Origin of the sequence: Christiangramia portivictoriae DSM 23547, from assembly GCF_000423045.1 — a bacterium.
Lineage (GTDB): Bacteria > Bacteroidota > Bacteroidia > Flavobacteriales > Flavobacteriaceae > Christiangramia > Christiangramia portivictoriae.
Map to the genome: position 1 here is coordinate 167,076 of NZ_KE383972.1, position 24,155 is coordinate 191,230.

Consider the following 24,155-nt stretch of genomic DNA (forward strand, 5'->3'; position numbering starts at 1 on the left):
TTAAAAAAAGGCCAAATTTTGAAGCTGGATCTAAAACTTTATCGAGGATATGTAAATGAAGAGGAACTGGTGGTTTTTGGACATCTTTTCCAGTCCTGGGCACCAGATAAGTATAGCATTGACAGGAAGGGAGTAAAGCATGCATATAGCCTGCTCCACAAATTTCGTATCGAACCCTTGCCAAATTATGAAGTTAAATTAAAGTTTCAGGACCTAGAGGTTACAACCAAAACACAGGATGATGGTTATTTTAGATTTACGGTTCCCTATAATTCTAAACTAGAACCAGGATGGCACGAATATGAGGTGATTTGTAATACTGGTGAAATTGGAATGGTAGAAAAGGGAGAGCTACTTAAACCACACCCAGGGAAGCTCGCTATCATCTCAGATATTGATGATACGTTTCTGGTATCTCATAGCAGTAAGTTCTTTAAAAAGATTTACGTGATGCTTTCAAAGAACATCAACAACCGTAAAATTTTTGAGGAAGTTAAAGAACATTATCAAAGACTTAGTAAAGCGGGTAGAGATGAGGATGAATCTTTTAATTCTTTCTTTTATGTTTCTTCCAGCGAATGGAATCTGTACGATTTTATTGATGAATTCGCTCGCTTGCACGATCTTCCAAAAGCTGTTATCAAATTAAAGCAGATCAAGACAGGCTTAATGGACTTTATCAAAACCGGAAGGGGAGATCATGATCATAAATTTGTAAAGATCAAGGATATAATTTCGTTTTATCCACATTTGCAATATGTTCTTTTAGGTGATGATTCTCAGCACGACCCTTACCTATATGAACGAATCTGTAAAACATTTCCCAGGAATATCCGGGCGATCTATATACGCCAGACTTCCAGTTCACCTAAAACCAAGATACAGGAGGTTCTGGATAATATCGAGAGTATGGAGGTGAAAACCTGCTATTTCAAGGATAGTAAGCGGGCTATTGAACATTCAGAAGCCATCGGAATCCTGTAGAATTAAGATTGAAAAAATTGAGATAGAAAAAGCCCTTCTTTAGAAGGGCTTCTTTCATTCTAATCTAATTCGAATAATTCTGTTTCTCTAAAAGGTGACATCTCAATTTGTTTGATTTCGGTCATAAATGCCGGCCATTCATTTTTGTAAAAATCATTCGTTTTTTTCAAGGCATTCTCCAGTTCCTCACGAGCCTGCTCCATTAGCATTTCTTCAGTTCTGGTAATTCCATTTTGCCTGGAGCTCACGTAGCTCGATGCTGTTCCCAGCCTGGTCATTACCGTATTTTCTCTGTTCCTGGTAATTCCCTGCCTGTCATCCAGCTTACCTAAAAATAGTGCAATGTGTTCCTCCAGTTTCTTAGTAATAGAATCTACACTTTTCAAAGCCGACTTTCTCTCTTCAGTATCTTCCAGATTTTTCTTTAGATCATCCGCAATTTGTTCTGCAGTATTTTTGCTCTTTACAAGTTGCTCTGTAGCATCGGCAGCGGTTTGTTGCCATTTCTCTAATTTTTTGCTCGCATTGTAGATTGCTGAAATACTTTCTTCTGAAATTTCAAGACGAGGATCTGTTTTGACTTCGATCATTTCTTCTGAAGTCTCTCCATCAAAACTGAGTTCAAGTTTGTAAGTTCCTGGCTTTACGGCTACACCGCCTGGTTCTCTTTTGGACTCCCTGATAGATCTTGAAGGCCTGTCAGCGCCTTTTTCATCCAGATTCCATCTAATTTTGTACAATCCAGTGCTGTCTGGAGCTTTTTCCTTCAAAGTCCTGATCAAACGCTCTGCATCATAGATTTTAAGGCTAATACTGTCCTTATCAGTTTTTTTATCCTTGTCCTCACTACCAGATGGTTCTTCTGTATCATTTGCTGGTTCCGCCTTGTCTGGCGAAGAGTCTATTTTAATAAAGTACGAAATGTGTGCTCCCTGGTCTCGATTTTCCCCCTGGTAGACCGCATCTCCACCAAATCTGCTACCCGTAGGCTGCTGTGTAGCGTTATGATAAGCAACCGGAGGTTCGAATAAGGTTAATTTATTCTCTGTAATATTAGGCGATCCGGCAAGTTTTCTAAAAGGTCTTATATCATCCAGTACCCAGGCTGCTCTACCAAATGTACCAATAACCAGATCATGTTCTCGTGGGTGGATTACCAGATCCTTTACAGATACTGTAGGGAACCCATGCGTGTATTTCTCCCAGTTGTTTCCGGCATCCAGCGAAATATATAAACCGTCATCTGTCCCCAGGAACATCAGGTTTTCTTCTTCAGGATCTTCTATGATGCTTAGGGCATAACTTTCTGTATCCTCCTCATCAACGATACGCTCCCAACTTTTACCATAATTGCTGGTTCTGTAAGCATAAGGCTTATAATTAAATCGTCTGTAATCATTGGCAACCAGCAGGGCTTCGCCTTTTCGCTTATTACTGGCTTTGATCTGTACGATCCAGCTGCCTTCCGGTAATTTTGGTAAGTTACTGGAGACATCGGTCCAGTTTTTTCCTCCATCTCGGGTGTATTGGACTTTACCATCATCTGTTCCTACCCAAAGCATATTCTCTTCTAAAGGTGAAGGCTCGATGACTAGGATCGTTGTAAAATTTTCTGCTCCGGTGGCATCCATGGTAAGTCCGCCACTTTCAGTTTGTTTCTGTTTTTCAGGATCATTGGTGGTTAGATCTGGTGATATGATCTCCCAGGTTAAACCCTTATCTGTGCTTTTATGTACAAACTGACTTCCGAAGTAAATCGTACTGGTACTGAATGGGTCAATATTGATTGCTGAATTCCAGTTGAACCTTAGTTCTACATCTGGATCTGGATGCGTAGGTCTAACTGAATAATTATTTCCAGTGATATGATCATATCTGCTCACATAGCCTTGCTGACTCATACTCCAGCCGAATCTGCTGTCGTCCTGATCTGGAACGACGTCGAAGCCATCTCCAAAACTTATTTCCTGCCAGTAGGAATTGCGGATTCCCTGGGCCTTCCAGACGTAAGCAGGACCTCTCCAGCTACCATTATCCTGCATTCCACCATAAACATTATATGGGAATTCATTATCCACCGCGATATGATAAAATTGTGCAACTGGAAGATTGGCTACGAATCTCCAGCTTTTCCCACGATCCTTAGAAATATTGAGTCCGCCATCGTTACCATCCATCAAAAAACTTCCATCTTCAGGGTGGATCCAGAATGCATGATGATCTGGATGTATGCCATTATCCACCCCATAGGCTGGCATGAGCTCATTAAAACTCTTTCCTCCATCTTCAGAAACATTCACATAGGTAAAAACAGAATATAGGCGATTCTCATTTTGAGGATCTACAAAAAGATCTGAATAATAAAATGGTCGGTTTCCAATTTCATCTTTATCATTCACCATGTTCCAGCTAAACCCGCCATCAAAAGATTTATACAGGGCGTTCTTTTTGGATTCCACCAGCGCATATATAATATCAGGATCTGATGGGGCAATGGCCAATCCAATTCTTCCCAGATCTCCTTTGGGCAGGCCATCTTTTTCGGTTTTTTTCTTCCAGGTCTTTCCTCCATCAAAAGTAATATATAGACCAGAACCTTCACCACCAGATTTGAAAAACCAGGGATCTCTTTTATGTTCCCACATGGCAGCGACAAGCTTGTTAGGATTTTTTGGATCCATCACCAGATCTGCGGCACCCGAAAGTTCGTTGGTAAAAAGAATTTTATTCCAGGTCTCTCCGCCATCAGTCGTTTTATAAACGCCTCTTTCTTGGTGTGCACCCCAGGGTGAACCTATTGCTGCTGCATATACAATATCAGGATTATCAGGGTGTATGATTACACGGTGAATATGCCTGGTCTTCTCCAGGCCCATACTGTTCCAGGTCCTTCCACCATCCAGGCTTTTGTAAATTCCATAACCGCCATTCAGGCTATTTCTGGGATTACCTTCCCCGGTTCCTACCCAGATCACAGAAGGGTTGGATTGCTGTACTGCAACCGCTCCAATAGAAGCAGTGACTTCGTTATCAAATATTGGTTCCCACTTGATACCGGCACTTGAAGATTTCCATAAACCACCGGAAGCAGTACCGGCATACATAATATTAGGATCACTCTCCACGACATCGATTGAAGTAACTCGACCGCTCATCCCGGCGGGACCTATATTTCGTGGCGTTTTATTTTTAAAAAGTTCAAGATCGAAGTTCTGTGCAGTAAGATTGGTGGTAATTATTAAAGCAAAAAGCCTTAACAGATAAGAATATCTCATGAAAATGTTGAAATTTAAAATATGATTTCAAGTTAGTAATTTTCTCTGAATCAAATTTTATCCCCAAAATAAAGCAAGGGACCGTTTAAAGTCCCTTTTGTCTATTTCCTTCTATTGAATTCTCTGCGATTATAGAAATCATCGTTGTCGTCAAAATTACGATCATCATGTTGCCAGTGTCGATCTTCGTCTATCGACTTTTCTGGTTTAAATCCAGTATTGCGGTCATGGAAATCCTGAGATCTATGGTGATCATCTACGGGACGTCTGGAGTCTTTGTGAGAGGACCCAATTCGATCGGGATCGCTAAAAGTTCCTTGTCCCGAAGAATCATATTTTTCACTCGCCCTACGATCTAAGTTTTCAGTATCGAAATGGCTGGTAGTACGACGCTCATCTATCGCAGCTTTACGGTCATTGGACGAATATTTTAAATTCTGCCTTTCCTGTTCCAGTCTTCTTTCTTCTGCTGAAAGTCTTTCGTAACCATAGTCCCGTTCCTCATCTAAGCTGGTTTCATCTCTATAGGCACTTTCAGTTCTATGCAATTTTTCCTGGTTATTGTAATTCTTGTCTCTGTTATAAGAACCCAGAACATGATGTTCATAGTTTCTGCTAATGTCTGTACCGGAGCGATAGCGTTTGGTTTCAGCAAAAGTTTGATAATTTATGCCATCTGTATATACATATTTTTCAGAAGCATTAATGTCTATAAGTCCAATGGGGATAATGATATGATTCTCTCCTTCCTTATTGATAAATTCTTTGAATTTACTTTGATGCTCAATGGAATATGGATCATGGTTTTTGTCAATGATGTCCTGTTCTACCTGAACATCCACATATACAACCTTTCCCAGCTCTTTGTTCACCAGAAGATTGTCTACTTTTCCTATTGTTTTTTTATCTCGATCCAATAGCTTCCAGCCGCGAATATCATGATCATGGCTATCTACTTTATATCCTTTTAGCTGGCTTAAATGCACCAGGTGTTTATCTTTCGTACTCATAATCGGTTCTTTAAATATGGAGTTTATTTTCTTCATTAGAGTGTGGATGTATCCATGTGATATCATCGGTCTCATCAATTTCATCGTTCTCATCCATGCTTCCATAGAAGTATAAGAACGCAACGATCGCAAGGATTATCACTAAGAGAATCCATGGCCATACAGGTTTTTTCTTTCTGATTTTGATTTCTGCCATATTGTTGATTTTTTGGTTATTCTAAAGTACTATAGAGGAGTGCCAAAAAGATTTAAGTATTGTGTAAAGTATTGTTAATTAGAAACAAAGCATAAAAAAAGCCAGGACTAATGCCTGGCTGTTCAAATATGAAGCGATAAACTAGTAATTATCTAAAGGTACCACTTGGAAAAACCACAAGACTTTCATGTCCATTCTTACCTACTGCAGCAACTCCAAACAGGTAATTATCTATAACTATACCATCGAGGGTAAACTCGGTGACGTCTCCAACAAATCTTGAGTATTGCCATTGGGGAGAAGTAGTATCTCTCCAATAGATCTTGTAGCCAGCGATCTCACCATCCACCGCTTCCCATCTCAACCTGGTATTTGGTTCAACGATTCCACCAATTTCAACCTTTGCAGGAGATGGTGGTGCCCAGGCCAGGGCGGCGAGATTAATAGCGTTTACTGCGGTCAACTTTTCAGCATAGTCAAAATTTACTCCATCAACAACATCACCGTACTCAATTCCATTTTCAGTTCTAATATCCTGGTGCTGCCTGTTATAATTTTCATGAGCCTCCATGATACGCACTCCGGCAAAGCCCAGGTCATTAAATGGTCTATGATGACCTCCACGTCCAAATCTATCCAGCCTGTAGATCATCATTGGATTCATTTCCGGCATATAGCTTTTTACATTAGAATGAATGTACCGGGCGAGTTGTCTGGAGATGCCATCAACTTCTCCGCCATAAAATCTTCTCATTCTTCTTTCGTTTTCAGTTTCGGTAGGGGGAACGGGTTCAGAAAAAATTCTGAAACTGCGGTTATCGATTACCCCATCCACTCCTTCAATGTTTCCAATCATATCATTGTTCAGAATTCCAATGATATCCCAGCCTTCCTTTTTGGCATATTCAGCCAGACCTTTACCGCCAAATAAGCCCTGTTCCTCTCCAGAAAGTCCTATATAAATGATACTGCTTTCAAAGTCATATTTGGATAATACCCTGGCAGCTTCTATGGTTCCAGCCATTCCGCTGGCATTGTCATTTGCTCCGGGAGCATCGGTCGTAAAATCCATAGTGTCACTGTTCCTTGAATCTATATCACCACTCATGATGACATAGCGATTTGGATACTTGCTGCCTTTCTGAATGGCAACTACATTAACTATCCATGCTTCTTTTGGAATTCTCTGGCCGTCCTCCGGGGTCACATAATCCTTTTGATAAAACACATCGAGGCATTTATTGCAATTTGCGGATATGCTATCGAATTCAGATTTGATCCAGCGCCTGGCAGCACCAATTCCGCGTGTATTCGATACAGTGTCGCTAAAAGTATTTCTTGTACCAAATCCTGCAAGTTTTCTAATATCACTTTCTATTCGATCTGCACTTACGTCGTCAATAATCTCATAGATCTTTTGATCTGTATCTTGAGCTTCAGAAGTCATAGAGAGTGTACTTAGACCAAAGCAGAGAATAGCGGTTTTTAGAGTAGTTTTTATCATAAATGAGAATTTCTTTTAAAAATAGGGAAGTTATTTAATTCTATAAAATAAGAAAGCTCCGGGAGTACCGGAGCTTCAATTTTTTGATCTTTAAGACCTCACTAAATTAAGCCTGCATTTCGTGCATTTCTGCTTTAGCCTGGTTGATCTTTTCTTCAGATTTGTTGCTAGCGAAACCAGCTTTAGTCTTAGATTTAAGCGCTTCCATTTTGTGGTTCAAAGAATCTGTAAAATCGTTGATTCCTCTGTTCGCGTCTTTGATATAACTGTTGCTGGTATCAGCAATAGTTTTTCTTGTTTCTGTTCCTTTTTTCGGTGCGTATAGTAAGCCAAGTACTGCTCCAGCAGCTGCTCCTGATACTAGTCCTAACAATAATTTACCTGATTTCATAGAATTTGGTTTTAAATTGGTTCGATTTAAATTCAGCTGCTAAATTACAGAGATTTTGAACCTACGGCGACTTCTGCTAGTTAATGTATATTTAAACTTTAAATATTATTCACAAATTATTTAACACCTAAATCTAATCAGCTGTTAGACCTGAATTTTTCAAGTAAAGTTCTAACTTTTGGAGTGCCTTCCACATAGTATCTAGCACTCGTTTTCTTGATACCCACTTTTACGGTTACACTATCTTCCGGAAGATCTTCGAACATATATTCATCTGTCCAGTCATCACCGATGGCAAATATGAAATCGTAGTCATTTCCAACCAGTTTCTTTGTCGATGCCTTTCCTTTATTCACGCCACTACTTTTTATCTCAAGAACCTTATTACCTTCCAGAACACTTAGACCACGATTGGAAATAAGCTCTTTCAAAGTTGTACTTAACTCATTGGCACGAATCTCTCCTAGTTCAGGATCTGCTTTTCGATAGTGCCAGGCCAGCGAATAATTTTTCTCTTCAATGAAAGTTCCTGGAGTTCTGTCAACAAAATTTTCTATCACCGGTCTTACGGCATCCATCCATTCACTTTTCACGTTTTCAGATAATTCCCATTCACCGTCAATCTGTCTCATCCACACACCATGCTCAGAAATCAATTCAACAGGTACGTCTTTCCACCAGGTTCCTAAAGTATCCTTATCCCGGCCGCTTATGAGAATAACATCTGTTCTCTCATCTGCATTTAGCTCACGGATAAGTTCCTTAAGATCAGCATCAGGACGGGCATTTTCCGGCTTGTCTGTAAAGTTTACCAGCGTACCATCATAATCGATAAACAGGATTCTTCTCTTAGCATTGCTGAACCTTTTCATGATATCTTCTGAAATTTCAGAATTGATCTTGATGGACTGAAAAGAATCTCTGTTCTCCTGTGTAGAAGTCAAGGATTTCATAAAATCACCAGCCCATTTTTCTACACTATATCGTCTTAAACGCTTCTGAAGCATTTTGTTTCTCTCGATCTGCTCTTCTTTAGGCATCTCAAAAGCGGTTTTCAGAGCTTCTGCAACCTGTTCAAAATTGTTAGGATTAATGATCAGCGCTTCGTTCATCTCATGTGCTGCACCCGCCATTTCACTCAAAATCAAGACGCCTGTATGATCTGTTCGTGTTGCAATATACTCCTTGGCTACCAGGTTCATACCGTCACGTATTGGTGTTAGCAGCGCTATTTCACAGGTAGTATATAGGTCGATCAAATTTTCAAAAGGCATGGAACGATAAAAATACCAGATAGGCGTCCAGCTCACCGTAGAGAATTTACCGTTAATACGGCCAACCAGTTCATCGATCTCCCTTTTCAGTCTTCGGTATTGAGGTACATTGGATCTTGATGGCACGGCGAGCATCACCAGCCGTACTTTCTCGATATATTCAGGGTTCTTATCCAGAAAATATTCGTAAGCTCTTATACGGTGTGCAATTCCTTTCGTATAATCAAGCCGGTCTATGCTAAGGATCAACTTGGCATCTGGAGTGGATTCCAAATGATGATCCAGTCTTTTCTGTAATTCAGACTGGTCTGCGGAAGTGCTCTCGAAATGGTCCATCGCAGCCTGCTCGAACTTCCTGTAATCGATACCCATGGGGAACGAATCTACTTTTACGATCCTGTCTGGAAGAGTGATCTGGTTAAAATCTACCTGGTGTCGTAAAATACGGCTTACAGAACTTAAGAAATGTCTTTCATAATCATAGGTGTGGAATCCTATAAGATCTGCTCCCAGCATGCCTTTTAAAACTTCATCTCTCCAGGGTAATGTTCTAAAGACTTCATAAGACGGGAAAGGAATATGATTGAAGAATCCAATGATAGCATCTGGTGCCTGTTCCCTTACCATATTTGGAACCAGTAACAGCTGGTAATCGTGCACCCAAATGACGTCACCTTCTTTATAATGTCTTAAAATCTCGTCTGCGTACTTTTGATTTACTTCCTTATAAGTATGCCAGTAGTTATCGTCAGATTCGGTGTATTCCATAAAGTAATGGAAGAGTGGCCAGATCGTACGATTGCTAAAGCCATAATAAAAGCCGTCGATCTCTTTGGCATTTAGATGGACGGCTACACAATTTTCTTCCCTGGCCTTTTGTTGCACTTTATCCTTCAGATTTTCGGGGATTTCTTCTTCGGTCATCCCGGGCCATCCTATCCATATACTGTCGCCATCCTTGTGAAATGATTTGAGGCCTGTGGCCAGTCCTCCTACGCTGGGCGTCACTTCGAGATGATCTTCAGAAATGGAAATTTGCAATGGTAAGCGGTTGGAAATAATGATTGTTTTGCTCATAATTAATTATAAATGCCGTGGTCGCGAAATTGATTTTTATTAAATTTCCGAAAATCATTTAAGACAGCCATTGATTTATAAGATTTTTAAGATATATGGATAATCTCGACTACGGAATAATAAGCAATTGTAAAAGCGCGGCATTGATCTCAAAAACAGGTTCTCTGGATTGGTGTTGTATGCCCAATTTTAACTCCTCAGCAGTTTTCGCGAAATTACTTGACGATGAAATTGGAGGAAGTTTTGAAATACAGATAGGTGATGACTATAAGATTACACAGGAATACCTTTGGGAAACCAATATTTTAAGTACGGTATTTGACAATGGCACCGATGCCTTTCAGCTCATAGACTTTATGCCAAGGTATCCCCGTGAAGATGGTTCTTACTATGCTCCGCCGGATGTTATCAGGTTTTTCAGATTGATAAAAGGCACGCCAAAATTCAGCATTAAATATGATCCAAAACTGGACTTTGCCAGGGAAAAGACTTATAATGAAAACAAAGGTGATTATATAAAGAGTTTTACAAAAGAAGGTAAATATGACTCTGCCTATTTGTATTCAAGCTTCAGCCTAAATGATATTTTGGAGCAGAGGGAGATTACATTGACCGGAAACGCATATTGCCTGGTAGGTTATCATGAAAAACTGGTAGAACAAACGCTGGACAGGTCCTATCTTAAATTCCAGAGAACAAAGGTTTATTGGATGAACTGGGCAGACAACACCACCAGGTATACACATTACGGTAATGAGATCATGAGAAGTGCCCTGGTCCTTAAAGCATTGAGTTATAAAAAATCTGGAGCGGTGCTCGCCGCAGCCACTACTAGTTTACCGGAGACTATAGGAGAAGAGCGAAACTGGGATTATCGCTTCTGCTGGATTCGTGATGCTTCTATGGTAATCAAAGTGATGGCCGGTCTTGGACATATTAAATCTGCAAAGGATTTCCTTCAGTTCATCATTGACATCATTCCACATAAGGATGAAAAGATCCAGATCATGTACGGCATCAATGGTGAAAAAGAACTAACAGAACATATTCTAAGCCATTTAAAAGGCTATTCGGGATCCAGTCCTGTACGTACAGGAAATGCTGCATATATTCAGAAGCAGAACGATATCTACGGAATATTAATGGAAGTGATCTACCAGCAATTCCTAATGTTTGAGACTTCGCTTGAAAATTCTGAAGCGCTTTGGACCGTAGTTCGGGGTATTGTCATGATCGTTGAAGAGAACTGGAAAAAACCAGATAAAGGGATCTGGGAACTTAGAACAGAAGACCGACATTTCGTATTTTCGAAATTACTTTGCTGGGTAGCAGTAGACAGGGCTATAAAGATTGGTGAGGTCTTAAGAATGGGAATTAACGATACCAAATGGATCGCCCTTAGAGAAGAGATTTACCAGGACATTTACGAGAATGGCTGGAATGAAGAAAAGCAGGCCTATACCCAATCTTATGGTTCAGCAGACCTGGACGCATCTACTTTGTTAATGCAACCTTATGGTTTTATTGAAGCAGATGATCCAAGATTTGTGAGTACAGTTCAGGCTACTGAAAGAGAATTGTGTGAAGATGGTCTTATGTACAGATACAAAAATAACGATGACTTTGGAAAACCAACCTCTTCATTTACAATCTGTACCTTCTGGTTGATCGATAGCCTTTATAAAATAGGGGAGAAGAAGAAGGCTAAGGATATGTTTGATCAATTATTGTCTTATAGTAATCACCTGGGATTATTTAGTGAGGATATTGATTTTAAAACAAAACGTTTGCTGGGAAATTTCCCGCAGGCCTATTCACATCTTGCCCTCATAGAAACTGCAGCTAATTTCTCCAAGGGAATTTCAGCTGAAAATGCTTTATTTCATGATTAAGTTAGTTCCTGATCTTTTTCTATACTTACCCGGGCCTTCGGAAGATGTCCCGGGTAATTTTTTTGAATGAAATCCAGTAATTTTTCTCTTAAATATACCCGAAGGTCCCAGGCTGTTGGAGAGTTTCTGGCACTTACCAGTATTCTTAGCTCCACGGTTTTTTCCGAAGCATTTGTTACCTGGAGAACATTCACGTTCCCATCCCAGAGCGGGGTTCCGTTCAATAATCTGGTGAGTTCCTCCCGGAGAGGTTCTAAAGGCAATCCATAATCAGCATAAATAAATACAGTTCCCAAGATATCTGCAGAACTTCTCGTCCAGTTCTGAAAGGTTTTCTCGATAAAATAGGTGGTAGGCACTACCAGTCTTCTTTTGTCCCAAACCCGAACCACCACGTAGGTAAGATTGATCTCTTCAATCCAGCCCCATTCACCCTCGACGATCACCACGTCATCCAGGCGTATGGGTTGTGTAATAGCGATCTGTATCCCTGCCAGCAGGGTAGCAATGGCTTTCTGGGCAGCAAGCCCTATGATAATCCCCGCAATACCGGCTGAGGTTAGTACACTTATTCCCACAGAACGTATACTTTCAAAACTCATCAGGGCAATTCCAACGGCAAGGATGATGATGATAAAGATGACAATGTTCTCCAGGATCATATACTGCGTATAGACTTTCCTGGCCTTGAGATTATCGTCACTAGCCATATCATACTTCTTGAGCATTCTCTTCTTAACTACTCTGAACAGAAGTATAAGAAACCAGGCAACACTCAGGATGATGCCCACCGTACTCAAATGACCTACGATTTCATAAGTAGCTTCAAACCTAAAGATCTTGCTGATAATCGCAATTCTGGCGATGATCGAGGAGAGGAAGATCAATAATGGCAACCTTATCCTATAGGCAAAATCAACCGGCAGAATATTCCTGGGATTTTTACCGAGCTTCCTGATTATATAAAACGCCAGACCAAAACTCAGCATTAATATGATAAGTCCAGACACGAGATATAGGAGTCCGCTTTTTTCCAGTTCGAGCATATTCCACAGTTTAAGATATTCTAAATTAAAATTTTAAGAAAGGAGTCTCCTTGGGTTCACAGAAGATTAACCTACAACGTTTTAGCTCTTTTCGTCCTCTTTTGCTTCTTCTGAATGCTTATGATCCATTGCGATACGTTCCTTTTTAAGGTAGATTCCGTCTTCCAGTTCACTAATGTAACGCATGATATTTTCCCTAAGCTCGCAGTGAAGTGTCCAGGCGGTTGGAAAGTCTTTTGCACTTACCAGGCATCTTAATTTAAGGTAATTATGATCCATTCCAGATGCTTCTACCAGCGGCGACCTGTCTTCATCTCCATCCCAGTTGTCTGACGCTTTTAATAATTCGGAAAATTTCTCACGCACCTTCTGAACATCCACCCGGTGATCTACAAACAATTCAATCTCCATGATGTTCTGTGGATTAGACATGGACAGGTTTTCAAAACTTTCAGTAATCACATCAGATAAAGGAATCACCAGTCTTCTCAATTTAAAGGTATTAACAACCATATAGGTAAAGGTAATATCTTCCACAAATCCATATTCCCCTTCCATAATAACAGCATCACCAATCTTGGCAGGACGGGTTAAAGCAATTTGGATACCAGCTATAATATTACCCAAAGTACTTTGCGCAGCAATACCCACTACCACGGTGGCGATTCCTGCGGAAGCCATCAAAGAAATTCCCAACTTCTCAAGAGAAGGAAACTGGGAAAAGATGACCGACGCTCCAATGATCACTACAATGAAAATAAATATTCTTCTACCCACAGAAATGTAGGTCATCAAACTTTTCGCCTGATTATCCTCTTCCGTTCTTACATCTCCCACTTTATGGACGGCAAAGAAATCCATCACATAATCAATTACCCGCATAATCAACCAGGTAAATATTGATATGAGAACGATCAGGATGAAAGTATAAATGCCTTTAGCCAGCGATCCAGTAAAAGATATAAGATTATTAAGCAATAAATAGAATGCCAGGATTCCAACTGCTGCTCCGGCCGGAGAGGCGAGTCTGTAAGCGATATTTCTTATCCAGTAACGATCTACACCAGCAAAAGCTTTTCTTATTAATGCACTGATGACTTTCGCTATTAGATAGCAGATCAGGATTAGTAACAAAGTACCAATAACCTTCCAGATTGGAATTCCCAGAAACTCGAAGCTTATCCAGTCTGGGATCATTCTATCCAGTCTTCTTGGACCATAAGCGGTATAAAGAGGTTCTGTGTTCTCCACCGTTTGAGATGAAATTAACCATATTGGATGTTCATCTTTATATTTTACTCGTTGTACCCTGAAAGCGATATCCCTGTTGTCCAGGGTAGTGGTTCCAAACAGAATACTTCGCCTGGGTTTTCCTGCCACAGCTTTGTTTGTTGAGGTACTAACATCAATCTGCCCATCTGGACGATCTGGCAATCCATCCCAGCCAATTGAAATTCGTTGCTCGAGAACGAAATGTAGTTTTTCAGCAAGAATTGCTGCGTCTGCTTTAGAGATATTATCAGGCAATAAATTGAAGTTCATGGCATATAAAGCCTCTTCGTAATTGCCATTTCTGGACTGCACTATAAATTGCTCAAGGGCTGCCTGTGGAGATTGAAGATTGATCGTATTAGGAGGAAATCCAATTCCATCATTCCATTGCTGCGTTTTGTAATAGGCGTCTGCATATTTACCAATATCATTCGTAGCGACAGCTGCAGAGTCGCTAAGAACCGTTTCCTTGCTAGGTAGTTCCTGATCTTCGGATTTACGAATCTCTTGATTCTGCTGTAAAGCAAAAGCCGATTGGTTTAAAAAAAATAAAATAGAAAGACACAGCCATAGCCGTGTGAAGGAGCGGTTCATGAGTTCTTTTTTGGTCGGTCCACTAAGATACAGAATTTTAAATTTCAAATACAATCCTGATATCTCCAAACGAAAAAAGCCACCTTTATGGTGGCTTTCATTGTGGTTATAATTATAGCTAATTAGTTCACGAAACCAGTTCTTGGTCCGCCACTGGCAAAAACTGTTCTCATTCGAGCTTTCTGACCTTCAGAGAACATGTACATACATGCATCATTCGTGTAATCCATGTAGTTCATTGTCATATCTGTAGATCTACAGTTAACAGTTGGGTAAGAAGGACAGCTGTAGTTTGGTCCATCAGAAGATGGAGTGTCGGCTACAAAGTCATCTTGTCTACATCTTCCATCACCCCAGATATGACGCAGGTTTAAGTAGTGTCCCACTTCGTGAGTCGCTGTTCTACCTTTATTGAATGGAGCCGCTACATAACCAGTTGTTCCAAAATACTGTGGAGAAATTACAACACCATCAGTTGATGCCGGTCCACCAGGGAATTGAGCATATCCAAGGATTCCACCACCAATATTACAAACCCAGATATTTAATGTATTAGATGGAGATGTTGGAGGATACGCATATTTCATATCGTCTCTTGTTCCCCATTCTGCTCTTGAATTGCTGTATCTATTCACTCCAGCCAAAGAGAAGGAAATTTCAGAATCTGCTACAAGACCTGCGAATTCGCTAGGGACGTTGCTTACATCACCATTAGAAGCTCTGAAATCGTCATTTAATACAGCGATTTGAGAGTTGATCTGAGCATCTGAAATGTTTTGTTGCGAATTGCTGTAAATTACATGAACCACAACTGGAATATTTACTACTCCAAGATTATCACCAGCTGGCGGCTCGGTAGTTCCGCCACCACCAGATCCTGGTTTGCCCTTGCCATTAGTACTTTTCGCCAGGATAGATCGTGTGTTTTGTTCCACGTCATACATTTTCTTGTGCAATCCAGGGTTCTCGTTTAGTAAGCGATTAAGGTTCCTCATAGAGTAACACTTCGTTTTGTCATCTTCCGTCTTTTTGCCGTCTGCCTCGGCATCTGTGTAAAGATAAAAATCACTCATGTCCACCTGAGCTACTTCCTGGTCAACATTGTTTTCTGTAGGGTCTTGCTCACAAGAAGCAAATAGGAAGGCCATAGCTGCCATTCCAAGAAAAACTTTTTTCATAATGTTAAGTTATTGTTTGATTTATGGCCAATATATCTAAATATTTAGAAACAATTAACTATAAAGACATCAAATTATAACATTATTGAAACAAATATTGTAAAAATAAAAAAGCCACCCGATCAGGTGGCTTTTTCTCAGTTTAAAAGAATGTTTCTAAAAACAGTATTTGTTCTCAGAAGTTAATTTCTCAGCAATCGTATTACGAAGTGCTACAATATTTGGCAAATTCGTATACTTTGTATATCTCTTAAGACCCATAAGCATCATACGCTGTTCATCCCCTTCAGCAAAAGAAGCGATTCCTTCCTTCGCCTTTGTGTTCACAGTATCTACTGCATGGTAAAGATAAAGTTTCGCCATGGCGATCTGCTCTTTTTGAGAATCTGCACCAAATCTTTTAGCATTCTTTTCAGCTCTAAGAATTCCAGATTCAGCCATATAAACTTCAATTAGAATATCTGCTGCAGCCAATAATAATTGTTGGTGTTCTTCTAATTGCGGACCGAATTTCTGTACGGCACTACCGGCAACCATCAAGAAAACCTTCTTCAGTTTACCGATCATTTCTTTCTCTTCAGCGAACAATTCAGAATAATCTGGTTTGTCCATGGAAGGAATTCCAGTAAGCTCATCTGCTACGGCCGTTGCCGGACCAAGAAGGTCTACATGACCTTTCATAGCTTTCTTTACCAGCATACCTACAGACAACATTCTGTTGATCTCGTTGGTACCCTCATAGATACGAGCAATTCTGGCATCTCTCCAGGCAGATTCCATTGGAGTGTCTGCAGAGAATCCCATTCCACCAAACACCTGGATACCTTCATCTGCACAATTCTGTACATCTTCTGAACAGGCTACCTTCAGAATAGAACATTCGATCGCATATTCCTCAACACCTTTTAATTCAGCTTCAGCATGAGAACTACCTTCAGAAAGCCTGATATTGATACGATCCTCGATATTCTTAGCCGCACGATAGGAAGCAGCTTCCCCTACGTAGGCTGAAGTTGCCATTTCAGCAAGCTTAGATTTTATCGCTCCAAATTTTGCAATAGGAGTATTAAACTGTACTCTGTCATTCGCATATTTAACAGAAAGATCTGTTACACGACGCTGTGCATCTAAAGAAGCTGCGGCAAGTTTTATACGTCCTACGTTCAAAGCGTTCATTGCGATCTTGAAGCCGTTTCCACGATCTGAAAGCATGTTTTCAACCGGAACCTTGGTTTCATTAAAGAATACCTGGCGGGTCGAGGAGGAGTGAATCCCCAGTTTCTTTTCTTCTTCTCCAAAGCTAATACCGTTGCCTTCCTCGTTCTCTACGATAAAACCGGTAATATTCTTATCATCTTCAATTCTGGTAAAAACGATAAACACATCTGCAAAACCAGCATTGGAAATCCACATTTTCTGTCCGCTAATGCTATAATATTTTCCATCTTCTGAAAGTACCGCCTTTGTTTTTCCAGAGTTGGCATCAGATCCAGCACCTGGTTCTGTAAGACAGTAAGCCCCGAACCATTCGCCTGTCGCTAATTTTGGTACATATTTTTTCTTCTGCTCTTCGTTACCGTATAGAGTAATAGGCATGGTTCCAATTCCCGTATGCGCACCAAAAGCGGTTGCCACAGATCCCGTTGCTCCAGAAATATAATCACAAACAAGCATGGTGGAAACAAAGCCCATTCCTAAGCCATCGTACTCCTCAGGTACAGCAACACCCAGGAAACCTAATTCTCCGGCTTTGCGCATTACCTCTTCAGTTAGAGCATAATTTTTCTTTTCAAATTCTTCTTTATGAGGCCAGATCTCGCGCTCTACAAATTCCTGAACGGAATCACGCATCATTTTCTGCTCCTCGTTGAAATCTTCCGGCGTGAAAACGTCTTCACTTTTAGTTTCCTTTACAAGAAACTGACCACCGCGAAGAAGATCTTTTTTTGTTGTATCTGTACTCATTATAATTTTAATATTGACAGTTAACCTGCCTGTTAGTTAATTTACTAGTTTAAAAATTCGAAAACTCCGGCAGCGCCCTGTCCAGTTCCAACACACATGGTCACCATACAATGTTTGTTTTTCAGGTCACGCTTACGCATTTCATCGAAAATCTGCACTGAAAGTTTTGCTCCGGTACAACCAAGAGGGTGTCCCATGGAGATTGCACCACCATTTACATTCAATTTGTCCTTGTCCAGTCCAAGTTCGCGAATAACTGCCAGTGATTGCGAAGCGAAAGCTTCGTTCAATTCGATAAGCTCGAGGTCATCCTGTTTCAGGCCTGCCTGTTTTAAGGCCTTCGGAATTGCATGAACCGGTCCAATACCCATAATTCTAGGTTCAACACCCACGGCTGAATAACTAACCATTCTCGCAATTGGCTCAAGATTTAATTCCTTAACCATGTCTTCACTCATAACCATTACAAAAGCAGCACCATCACTCATTTGTGATGAGTTACCTGCAGTGACACTTCCGCCTTCTGCAAAAACAGGTCTCAATTTATTCAGAACTTCTACTGAAGTATCTTTTCTTGGACCTTCATCTTTATTTACGGTATAAGATCTTGTTTTCTTCTTACCATCTTCCACATAAGTCTCATCGATGGTTATGGGAACGATCTGGTCTTGAAAACGATCTTCCTGCTGAGCTCTGATCGCTTTCTGGTGAGAATCATAAGCGAACTGATCCTGATCTTCTCTGGATACATTGTACTTATTCGCTACCGCTTCCGCAGTAAGACCCATTCCCCAGTAATAATCTTCATTGCCATTTTTGGCAACTTCATAATTAGGAACTGGCTTATAGCCTCCCATAGGAATATAACTCATACTTTCTGCACCACCTGCGATCACACAGTCTGCCATGCCCATCTGGATTTTAGCGGTTGCGATGGAAATTGTCTCGAGACCTGAAGCACAATACCTGTTTACGGTCATACCTGGAACATCTTCGATCTTCAATCCCATTAATGAGATCAATCTACCTACGTTCAATCCCTGTTCTGCTTCTGGCATCGCATTACCTACCATGACATCGTCAATACGAGTCTTATCAAAATCTGGTAGTTTGTCCATCATGTACTGGATGGTTTCTGCAGCAAGTTCATCAGGTCTTTTGAATCTAAAAACACCTCGGGGAGCTTTCCCAACTGCTGTTCTATATGCTTTAACTATATATGCTGTTTTCATTTTTTACTTTTTAATTGTTAGAACTTGACTTTCTGCTTAGTTTCTTAAAGGTTTTCCTTTTTTCAACATATGCTGAAGACGTTCCAGCGTTTTTCTCTCTCCGGTTAAGGACAGGAATGCTTCTCTTTCAAGATCAAGTAAATATTGCTCACTTACCAGCTGGCTGGATGATAAATCCCCACCGGCCATCACATATGCCAGTTTATTAGCGATCTTGTGATCATGTTCACTTATGTATTTACCTGCAGCCATCTGGTCTGTTCCTACCATAAATGCTCCAAGAGCCTGTTTTCCTAATACCTTGATATCTGAACGTTTGATTGGCATGGTATACCCATTTTCTGCCATTAGCAAGGCGTGTTTTTTGGCAATGGCCAATTGCCTGTCTGGATTGATCACTACGATGTCTTTTCCCTTCTGAAGAATATTAAGGTCGAATGCTTCATAAGCTGAAGTAGATACCTTTGCCATTCCAATTGCCAGGAAATGTTCTCTTAATCGGTTCAATTCCACATCGTCCTTCTCAAATGTATTGGAAGCTCGAAGTGTCATCTCCTTGGTTCCACCACCGCCAGGTATGACTCCAACACCAAATTCAACAAGTCCGGTATAAGTTTCTGCAGCGGCGACAACCTTGTCTGCATGCAGAGAAAGTTCACAACCTCCTCCTAAAGTCATTCCGTGTGGAGCGGCTACCGTTGGAATAGAGGAGTAGCGCATTCTCATCATGGTATCCTGGAAGTATTTGATAGCCATGTTCAATTCTTCATATTCCTGCTCTACCGCCATCATAAAGATCATCCCAATATTCGCTCCTACAGAAAAGTTCTTCCCATTATTTGCCACTACCAGACCCTGATAATCTTTTTCAGCCATATCAATGGCTTTGTTGAGCCCGTCAAGAACGTCACCACCAATAGAATTCATTTTACTTCTGAATTCTACGTTAAGGATCCCGTCGCCAAGATCTTCTACCACGACTCCGCTATTCTTGAATACCTGCTTGGATTCCCTGATATTGTCCAGGATGATAAAACTGTCCTGACCAGGAATTTTCACCTGATTCTTGTCTCCTATATTGTAGTAGTACGTATTGCCTTCTTTTACACTATAAAAACTTTTACTACCATTCTCCAGCATTTCATTGACCCAGGCCGCAGGTTCATAACCTTCAGCTTTCATCATTTCAATACCCTTTTCCACACCAATGGCGTCCCAGATCTGGAATGGTCCATGTTCCCATCCAAAACCAGCTTTCATCGCATCATCGATCTTATATAGTTCGTCTGATATTTCAGGAATACGATTGGATACATATGCGAACAAAGCAGAGAAATTCTTTCTATAAAATTCGCCGGCTTTGTCTTTACCTTTTATAAGTACCTTAAAACGATCTGCAACATTATCTATCGTTTTGGTCATTTCCAGAGTAGCGAAAGATGCACTCTTTCGGTCGCGATACTCCATGGTATCAAGATCGAGAGATTTGATCTCACTGGAACCGTCTTTATTCTTTACTTTTTTATAGAATCCCTGACCAGTTTTACTTCCAAGCCATTTGTTCTCCATCATAGTGTCGATAAAGTTAGGCAGGGCAAATAGGTCATGCTGCTCATCGTTTGGAACATTTTCGTGAAGTCCGTTAGCAACATGAACTAAAGTATCCAAACCAACAACATCTACAGTTCTAAAGGTTGCCGACTTCTGGCGTCCTATCACAGGACCGGTTAATTTATCAACTTCCTCGATGGTCATTCCCATATCCTTAACGGTATGGAACAAACTCATAATCGAGAAGATACCAATTCTATTACCAATAAAAGCAGGGGTGTCCTTTGCTAAAACAGCATTTTTTCCAAGGAATTTCTCTCCATACATCTTCAGAAACTCCAAAACTTCAGAAGAAGTTTCTTTACCTGGGATGATCTCAAATAACCTTAAATATCTTGGTGGATTAAAGAAGTGAGTTCCGCAGAAATGCTTTTTAAAATCATCAGATCTTCCCTCGGTCATAAAGTTGATAGGAATACCAGATGTATTGGTAGTAATCAGCGTTCCAGGCTTTCTGTGTTTTTCAAGATTTTCGAACACTTGCTTTTTGATGTCAAGACGTTCAACAACCACCTCAATGATCCAGTCTACTTCTGAAACTTTTGAAATATCATCTTCCAAATTACCTGTAGTAATGCGGTTTACAAAGTCTTTGTGATAGATTGGAGATGGTTTGGATTTTACTGAAGCTGTTAAGGCATCATTTACGATCCTGTTTCTAACAACCTTGTCATCCAGGCTTAGCCCTTTTTTCTGTTCTTTTTCATTGAGCTCACGGGGAACGATATCAAGTAGAAGTACTTCCACTCCAATATTGGCAAAGTGACAAGCAATACCACTTCCCATAATACCGGACCCAATAACTGCAACTTTATTAATCCTTCTTTTCATTATTTGATTTTTATGGTTCAAAAAAACCAAACCTTTAAGGCCTGGCTTATGATTGTTTTACACTAATTTCTTCTGTATAAATTTTTTTCTCACTAATTAGACCGGTGATCGTATTCGCAACCTGAATGAAAGTTCTTAAGTCTTTATCTGAAACATTTTCTTTTACACATTCATCAAATCTTAAAACCACTCTCTTGGAATAATCGCGCATTTCTTTTCCAAAATCTGTTAGATAGATGAGTACGCTACGTCCATCGTGCGGGTTACGTTTTCTTTCTATTAAACCTTTTTCTTCCATTGTTTTCAATATGCGAGAAAGACTTGTAGCCTCCATGCCCATCTTGGGACCTAACGAAGTGGAGGGAGTTCCTTCTTCCGGATCTATACTTAATAAGGCAAAACCAGTTGCCATCGTACTCCCGGCTTTGCCTGCTTCCTCATTATACATTTTAGAAACAGCCATCCAGGTGGCACGCAACACATAGTCTATGGTTTTCTCCTTCATGAGGGAATTTTGGATTGATCCCAAAGTTAGGAAAAAATATTATGCATGCATAATAAAATGTGTTTAAAAATATTAATATGTTGTTTTAATGCTATTTAAATTCCTAAAACAAAAAAACTCCCCGGTAAATGGGGAGTTTTTATTAGCATATTCTTAATGGCAGTTTAGAATCTACCATATAATTTTTCATATAGATCCTGGTAACGATCTCGAATATTTCGACGCTTTAGCTTCATCGTAGGAGTGAGGTGTTCATCTTCGATCGTCCAGGGTTCAGGGGTGAGCTCAAAAGTTTTTACTCTTTCCCATTTTCCAAATTTCTGATTATAAAAATCCACTTCTTCCTGGATACGTTCACGCACCATTTTATTCCTGGAAATATCTTCAGGTTTTCCATTCCCTATATCAATGTTCTTTCGCTGAGCCCAGTCTGTAATGAACTCGTAGTTTGGCTGAATCAAAGCTGCCGGCATTTTCTCACCATCTCCAACAACCATGATTTGCTCAATAAACCTGGATTGTTTCATGGTATTTTCGATTAGCTGTGGAGCCACATATTTTCCACCAGAAGTTTTGAACATTTCCTTTTTACGGTCGGTAATTCTTAAGAATCCATCTTTATCGATCTCGCCAATATCACCTGTATGAAAATATCCTTCAGCATTGATCACTTCCCTGGTCTTTTCTTCGTCCTTATAGTATCCCTTCATAACGTTAGGACCTTTCGTAAGGATTTCTCCATCTTCAGCAATTTTCACTTCCACGTTGTCCAGCACTTTTCCAACGGTCCCAATTCTAAAGCCACCGTTGCGTTCGTCATTCACGGCGATTACGGGAGATGTCTCTGTAAGGCCATAACCTTCCATCACTGGAATTTCAGCAGCAGCGAACACTCTTGCAAGTCTTGGTTGCAATGCAGCACTCCCGGAAACAATAAGTTCAATATTACCACCCAGACCTTCTTTCCATTTTGAAAAGATCAGCTTGCGGGCAAGTTTTAATTTGGTTTCATACCACCAGCCGTTCTGGCCGTATGGCTCATATTCCAGACCCAGCTCTACCGCCCAGTAGAATAATTTCTGTTTTACTCCACCAAGTGCAGTTCCTTTGGCGATGATCTTATCATATACTTTTTCCAGCAATCTTGGAACGGCAGTGATTACATGTGGTTTTACCTCTTTCAGGTTGTCGCTTATCTTTTCGATAGACTCGGCAAAGTATACCGAAACAGAATAGTACTGGTACAGGTAAAGAATCATTCGCTCGAATATATGACATACAGGTAGAAAGCTCAGGCCTACATAAGTTCCTATATCAAAGGGTACTCGTGGTGCACTTCCTAATACATCACTTACAATATTCTTATGCGTTAGCATAACACCTTTAGGTCTGCCGGTTGTACCAGAGGTATATATTAAGGTAGCAAGATCATCTTCTGTAACCGCTTTCTTAAGTTTTTCTACTTCGTCCTGGTTGGCTTTGTCTTCTCCAGAGCTTAATATTTCCTTCCAGTTCTTGCATCCTGGGATCTCATCAAAACTATATACTTCCAGCAGGCTGGTTGTCGCTTTGATACTGTTTAGTTTTTCAAGAATCTCTTTATCTGAAACGAAGCAATAAGTTGCTCCGCTGTGATTTAGAACATATTCGTAATCTTCTTCTGAAATGGTTGGATAAATTGGAACATTTTGAGCTCCAATCTGAAGTATTCCAATATCCATTATATTCCACTCGGTTCTATTGTTCGTGGAGATCACCGCAATTTTATCGTTTGGTTTTACGCCCAGTCGAAGAAGACCCCGACTAATTGCATTTGCCTTATCAATATATTGCTGAGTAGATACAGTTTCCCATTTTCCATCATATTTTGTTGCAAAAGCAACATCCAGTGGATGATTCGCTAATTGATAGTAAGGAAAGTCAAATAGACGTTTAATGTCGTTCATGAAAAGGAAAGATTTTAGATATACCTTGCAAAATAGCAATTTTACAAGCTCATTCAAATCAAATTTGATAAAAAAAATTCTGATTGATTGAGTATTACCTAAATGGAGCTACAACAAGGGTTGCTTTCAAAAACTGTTAATAATTCCTTAAACTATTCAGTATCAGCTAAAATTCCTCATCACTTTTCCATCAAATCTGGTATTCTTACCCTTAATCTATGAGATGATTTTTTCTGATTAAACCTCAAAACTTTTCGTTTTTAGACAGCAGTTCTGGATTGAGCTAGCTGTATAATGAAAATACACTAATTAGAATATACATTTTCACACTCAAAAAACGAATTATAAACGTTCACATTCCTAAGCGGAACA

The 24,155-nt window shown here is 40.1% G+C and carries 16 protein-coding genes; 2 read left to right on the forward strand and 14 right to left on the reverse strand.

Translation table 11 applies throughout. The features are described 5' to 3' along the window. Window positions 1-18 precede the first annotated feature (18 nt). A complete protein-coding gene (locus G529_RS0113330) occupies window positions 19-984 on the forward strand; it encodes an App1 family protein (protein WP_026915999.1) in 966 nt (321 codons plus the stop codon). A gap of 59 nt (window positions 985-1,043) precedes the next feature. Here the strand turns inward: G529_RS0113330 and G529_RS0113335 are convergent, their stop codons facing one another. The 6 genes from G529_RS0113335 to G529_RS0113360 all read right to left on the reverse strand — a co-directional run bounded on the left by G529_RS0113335 (window position 1,044) and on the right by G529_RS0113360 (window position 9,711). Further along, entirely contained in the window at window positions 1,044-4,259 is a 3,216-nt protein-coding gene (locus G529_RS0113335) for a VPS10 domain-containing protein (protein WP_035696135.1), read from the reverse strand. A 101-nt stretch (window positions 4,260-4,360) separates the two neighbouring features. Continuing rightward, window positions 4,361-5,269 (reverse strand): PRC-barrel domain-containing protein, encoded by a 909-nt coding sequence (locus G529_RS16290; protein WP_051201459.1) that lies wholly within the window; start codon window positions 5,267-5,269, stop codon window positions 4,361-4,363. 10 nt (window positions 5,270-5,279) lie between these two features. Next, on the reverse strand, window positions 5,280-5,465 hold the full coding sequence (locus G529_RS0113345; protein ID WP_026916001.1) for a hypothetical protein: 186 nt from the start codon (window positions 5,463-5,465) through the stop codon (window positions 5,280-5,282). A gap of 148 nt (window positions 5,466-5,613) precedes the next feature. Further along, window positions 5,614-6,912, reverse strand: coding sequence for a M28 family metallopeptidase (locus G529_RS0113350; RefSeq protein ID WP_051201460.1), 1,299 nt, complete (start codon window positions 6,910-6,912; stop codon window positions 5,614-5,616). Between the two features lie 163 nt (window positions 6,913-7,075). Continuing rightward, complete coding sequence (locus tag G529_RS0113355) at window positions 7,076-7,360, reverse strand: YtxH domain-containing protein (protein ID WP_026916003.1); 285 nt, start codon at window positions 7,358-7,360, stop codon at window positions 7,076-7,078. Between the two features lie 137 nt (window positions 7,361-7,497). Next, window positions 7,498-9,711, reverse strand: a complete 2,214-nt coding sequence (locus G529_RS0113360; protein WP_026916004.1) for a bifunctional alpha,alpha-trehalose-phosphate synthase (UDP-forming)/trehalose-phosphatase — start codon at window positions 9,709-9,711, stop codon at window positions 7,498-7,500. 95 nt (window positions 9,712-9,806) lie between these two features. Between G529_RS0113360 and G529_RS0113365 the strand changes: the two genes are divergently transcribed. After that, complete coding sequence (locus G529_RS0113365) at window positions 9,807-11,603, forward strand: glycoside hydrolase family 15 protein (RefSeq protein WP_026916005.1); 1,797 nt, start codon at window positions 9,807-9,809, stop codon at window positions 11,601-11,603. On the opposite strand, the gene G529_RS0113370 is transcribed toward G529_RS0113365, so the two are convergent. From G529_RS0113370 to G529_RS0113405, 8 genes are all read right to left on the reverse strand, one after another. Further along, window positions 11,600-12,649 (reverse strand): mechanosensitive ion channel family protein, encoded by a 1,050-nt coding sequence (locus G529_RS0113370; RefSeq protein ID WP_026916006.1) that lies wholly within the window; start codon window positions 12,647-12,649, stop codon window positions 11,600-11,602. The two genes, G529_RS0113365 and G529_RS0113370, sit on opposite strands and share 4 nt — an antisense overlap. 81 nt (window positions 12,650-12,730) lie before the next feature. Continuing rightward, entirely contained in the window at window positions 12,731-14,515 is a 1,785-nt protein-coding gene (locus G529_RS15965) for a mechanosensitive ion channel family protein (protein ID WP_051201483.1), read from the reverse strand. 122 nt (window positions 14,516-14,637) lie between these two features. Beyond that, window positions 14,638-15,693, reverse strand: coding sequence for a zinc metalloprotease (locus tag G529_RS0113380; protein WP_026916007.1), 1,056 nt, complete (start codon window positions 15,691-15,693; stop codon window positions 14,638-14,640). A gap of 156 nt (window positions 15,694-15,849) precedes the next feature. After that, window positions 15,850-17,658, reverse strand: a complete 1,809-nt coding sequence (locus G529_RS0113385) for an acyl-CoA dehydrogenase family protein (RefSeq protein WP_026916008.1) — start codon at window positions 17,656-17,658, stop codon at window positions 15,850-15,852. A 44-nt stretch (window positions 17,659-17,702) separates the two neighbouring features. Further along, window positions 17,703-18,890, reverse strand: a complete 1,188-nt coding sequence (locus G529_RS0113390; RefSeq protein ID WP_026916009.1) for an acetyl-CoA C-acyltransferase — start codon at window positions 18,888-18,890, stop codon at window positions 17,703-17,705. Window positions 18,891-18,926: 36 nt separating this feature from the next. Next, window positions 18,927-21,332: a 3-hydroxyacyl-CoA dehydrogenase/enoyl-CoA hydratase family protein gene (locus tag G529_RS0113395; RefSeq protein WP_026916010.1), complete on the reverse strand. Its 2,406-nt coding sequence runs from the start codon at window positions 21,330-21,332 to the stop codon at window positions 18,927-18,929. Window positions 21,333-21,378: 46 nt separating this feature from the next. Then, window positions 21,379-21,837, reverse strand: a complete 459-nt coding sequence (locus G529_RS0113400; protein ID WP_026916011.1) for a MarR family winged helix-turn-helix transcriptional regulator — start codon at window positions 21,835-21,837, stop codon at window positions 21,379-21,381. A gap of 164 nt (window positions 21,838-22,001) precedes the next feature. Further along, window positions 22,002-23,783, reverse strand: coding sequence for an AMP-dependent synthetase/ligase (locus G529_RS0113405; protein WP_026916012.1), 1,782 nt, complete (start codon window positions 23,781-23,783; stop codon window positions 22,002-22,004). Window positions 23,784-24,155 lie beyond the last annotated feature (372 nt).

Excerpts from the sequence above, each read along its gene's own strand:
- G529_RS0113335 (WP_035696135.1), bottom strand. The coding sequence starts at position 4,259 with ATGAGATATTCTTATCTGTTAAGGCTTTTTGCTTTAATAATTACCACC.
- G529_RS16290 (WP_051201459.1), bottom strand. The coding sequence starts at position 5,269 with ATGAGTACGAAAGATAAACACCTGGTGCATTTAAGCCAGCTAAAAGGA.
- G529_RS0113345 (WP_026916001.1), bottom strand. The coding sequence starts at position 5,465 with ATGGCAGAAATCAAAATCAGAAAGAAAAAACCTGTATGGCCATGGATT.
- G529_RS0113350 (WP_051201460.1), bottom strand. The coding sequence starts at position 6,912 with ATGACTTCTGAAGCTCAAGATACAGATCAAAAGATCTATGAGATTATT.
- G529_RS0113355 (WP_026916003.1), bottom strand. The coding sequence starts at position 7,360 with ATGAAATCAGGTAAATTATTGTTAGGACTAGTATCAGGAGCAGCTGCT.
- G529_RS0113360 (WP_026916004.1), bottom strand. The coding sequence starts at position 9,711 with ATGAGCAAAACAATCATTATTTCCAACCGCTTACCATTGCAAATTTCC.
- G529_RS0113365 (WP_026916005.1), top strand. The coding sequence starts at position 9,807 with ATGGATAATCTCGACTACGGAATAATAAGCAATTGTAAAAGCGCGGCA.
- G529_RS0113370 (WP_026916006.1), bottom strand. The coding sequence starts at position 12,649 with ATGCTCGAACTGGAAAAAAGCGGACTCCTATATCTCGTGTCTGGACTT.
- G529_RS15965 (WP_051201483.1), bottom strand. The coding sequence starts at position 14,515 with ATGAACCGCTCCTTCACACGGCTATGGCTGTGTCTTTCTATTTTATTT.
- G529_RS0113380 (WP_026916007.1), bottom strand. The coding sequence starts at position 15,693 with ATGAAAAAAGTTTTTCTTGGAATGGCAGCTATGGCCTTCCTATTTGCT.
- G529_RS0113385 (WP_026916008.1), bottom strand. The coding sequence starts at position 17,658 with ATGAGTACAGATACAACAAAAAAAGATCTTCTTCGCGGTGGTCAGTTT.
- G529_RS0113390 (WP_026916009.1), bottom strand. The coding sequence starts at position 18,890 with ATGAAAACAGCATATATAGTTAAAGCATATAGAACAGCAGTTGGGAAA.
- G529_RS0113395 (WP_026916010.1), bottom strand. The coding sequence starts at position 21,332 with ATGAAAAGAAGGATTAATAAAGTTGCAGTTATTGGGTCCGGTATTATG.
- G529_RS0113400 (WP_026916011.1), bottom strand. The coding sequence starts at position 21,837 with ATGAAGGAGAAAACCATAGACTATGTGTTGCGTGCCACCTGGATGGCT.
- G529_RS0113405 (WP_026916012.1), bottom strand. The coding sequence starts at position 23,783 with ATGAACGACATTAAACGTCTATTTGACTTTCCTTACTATCAATTAGCG.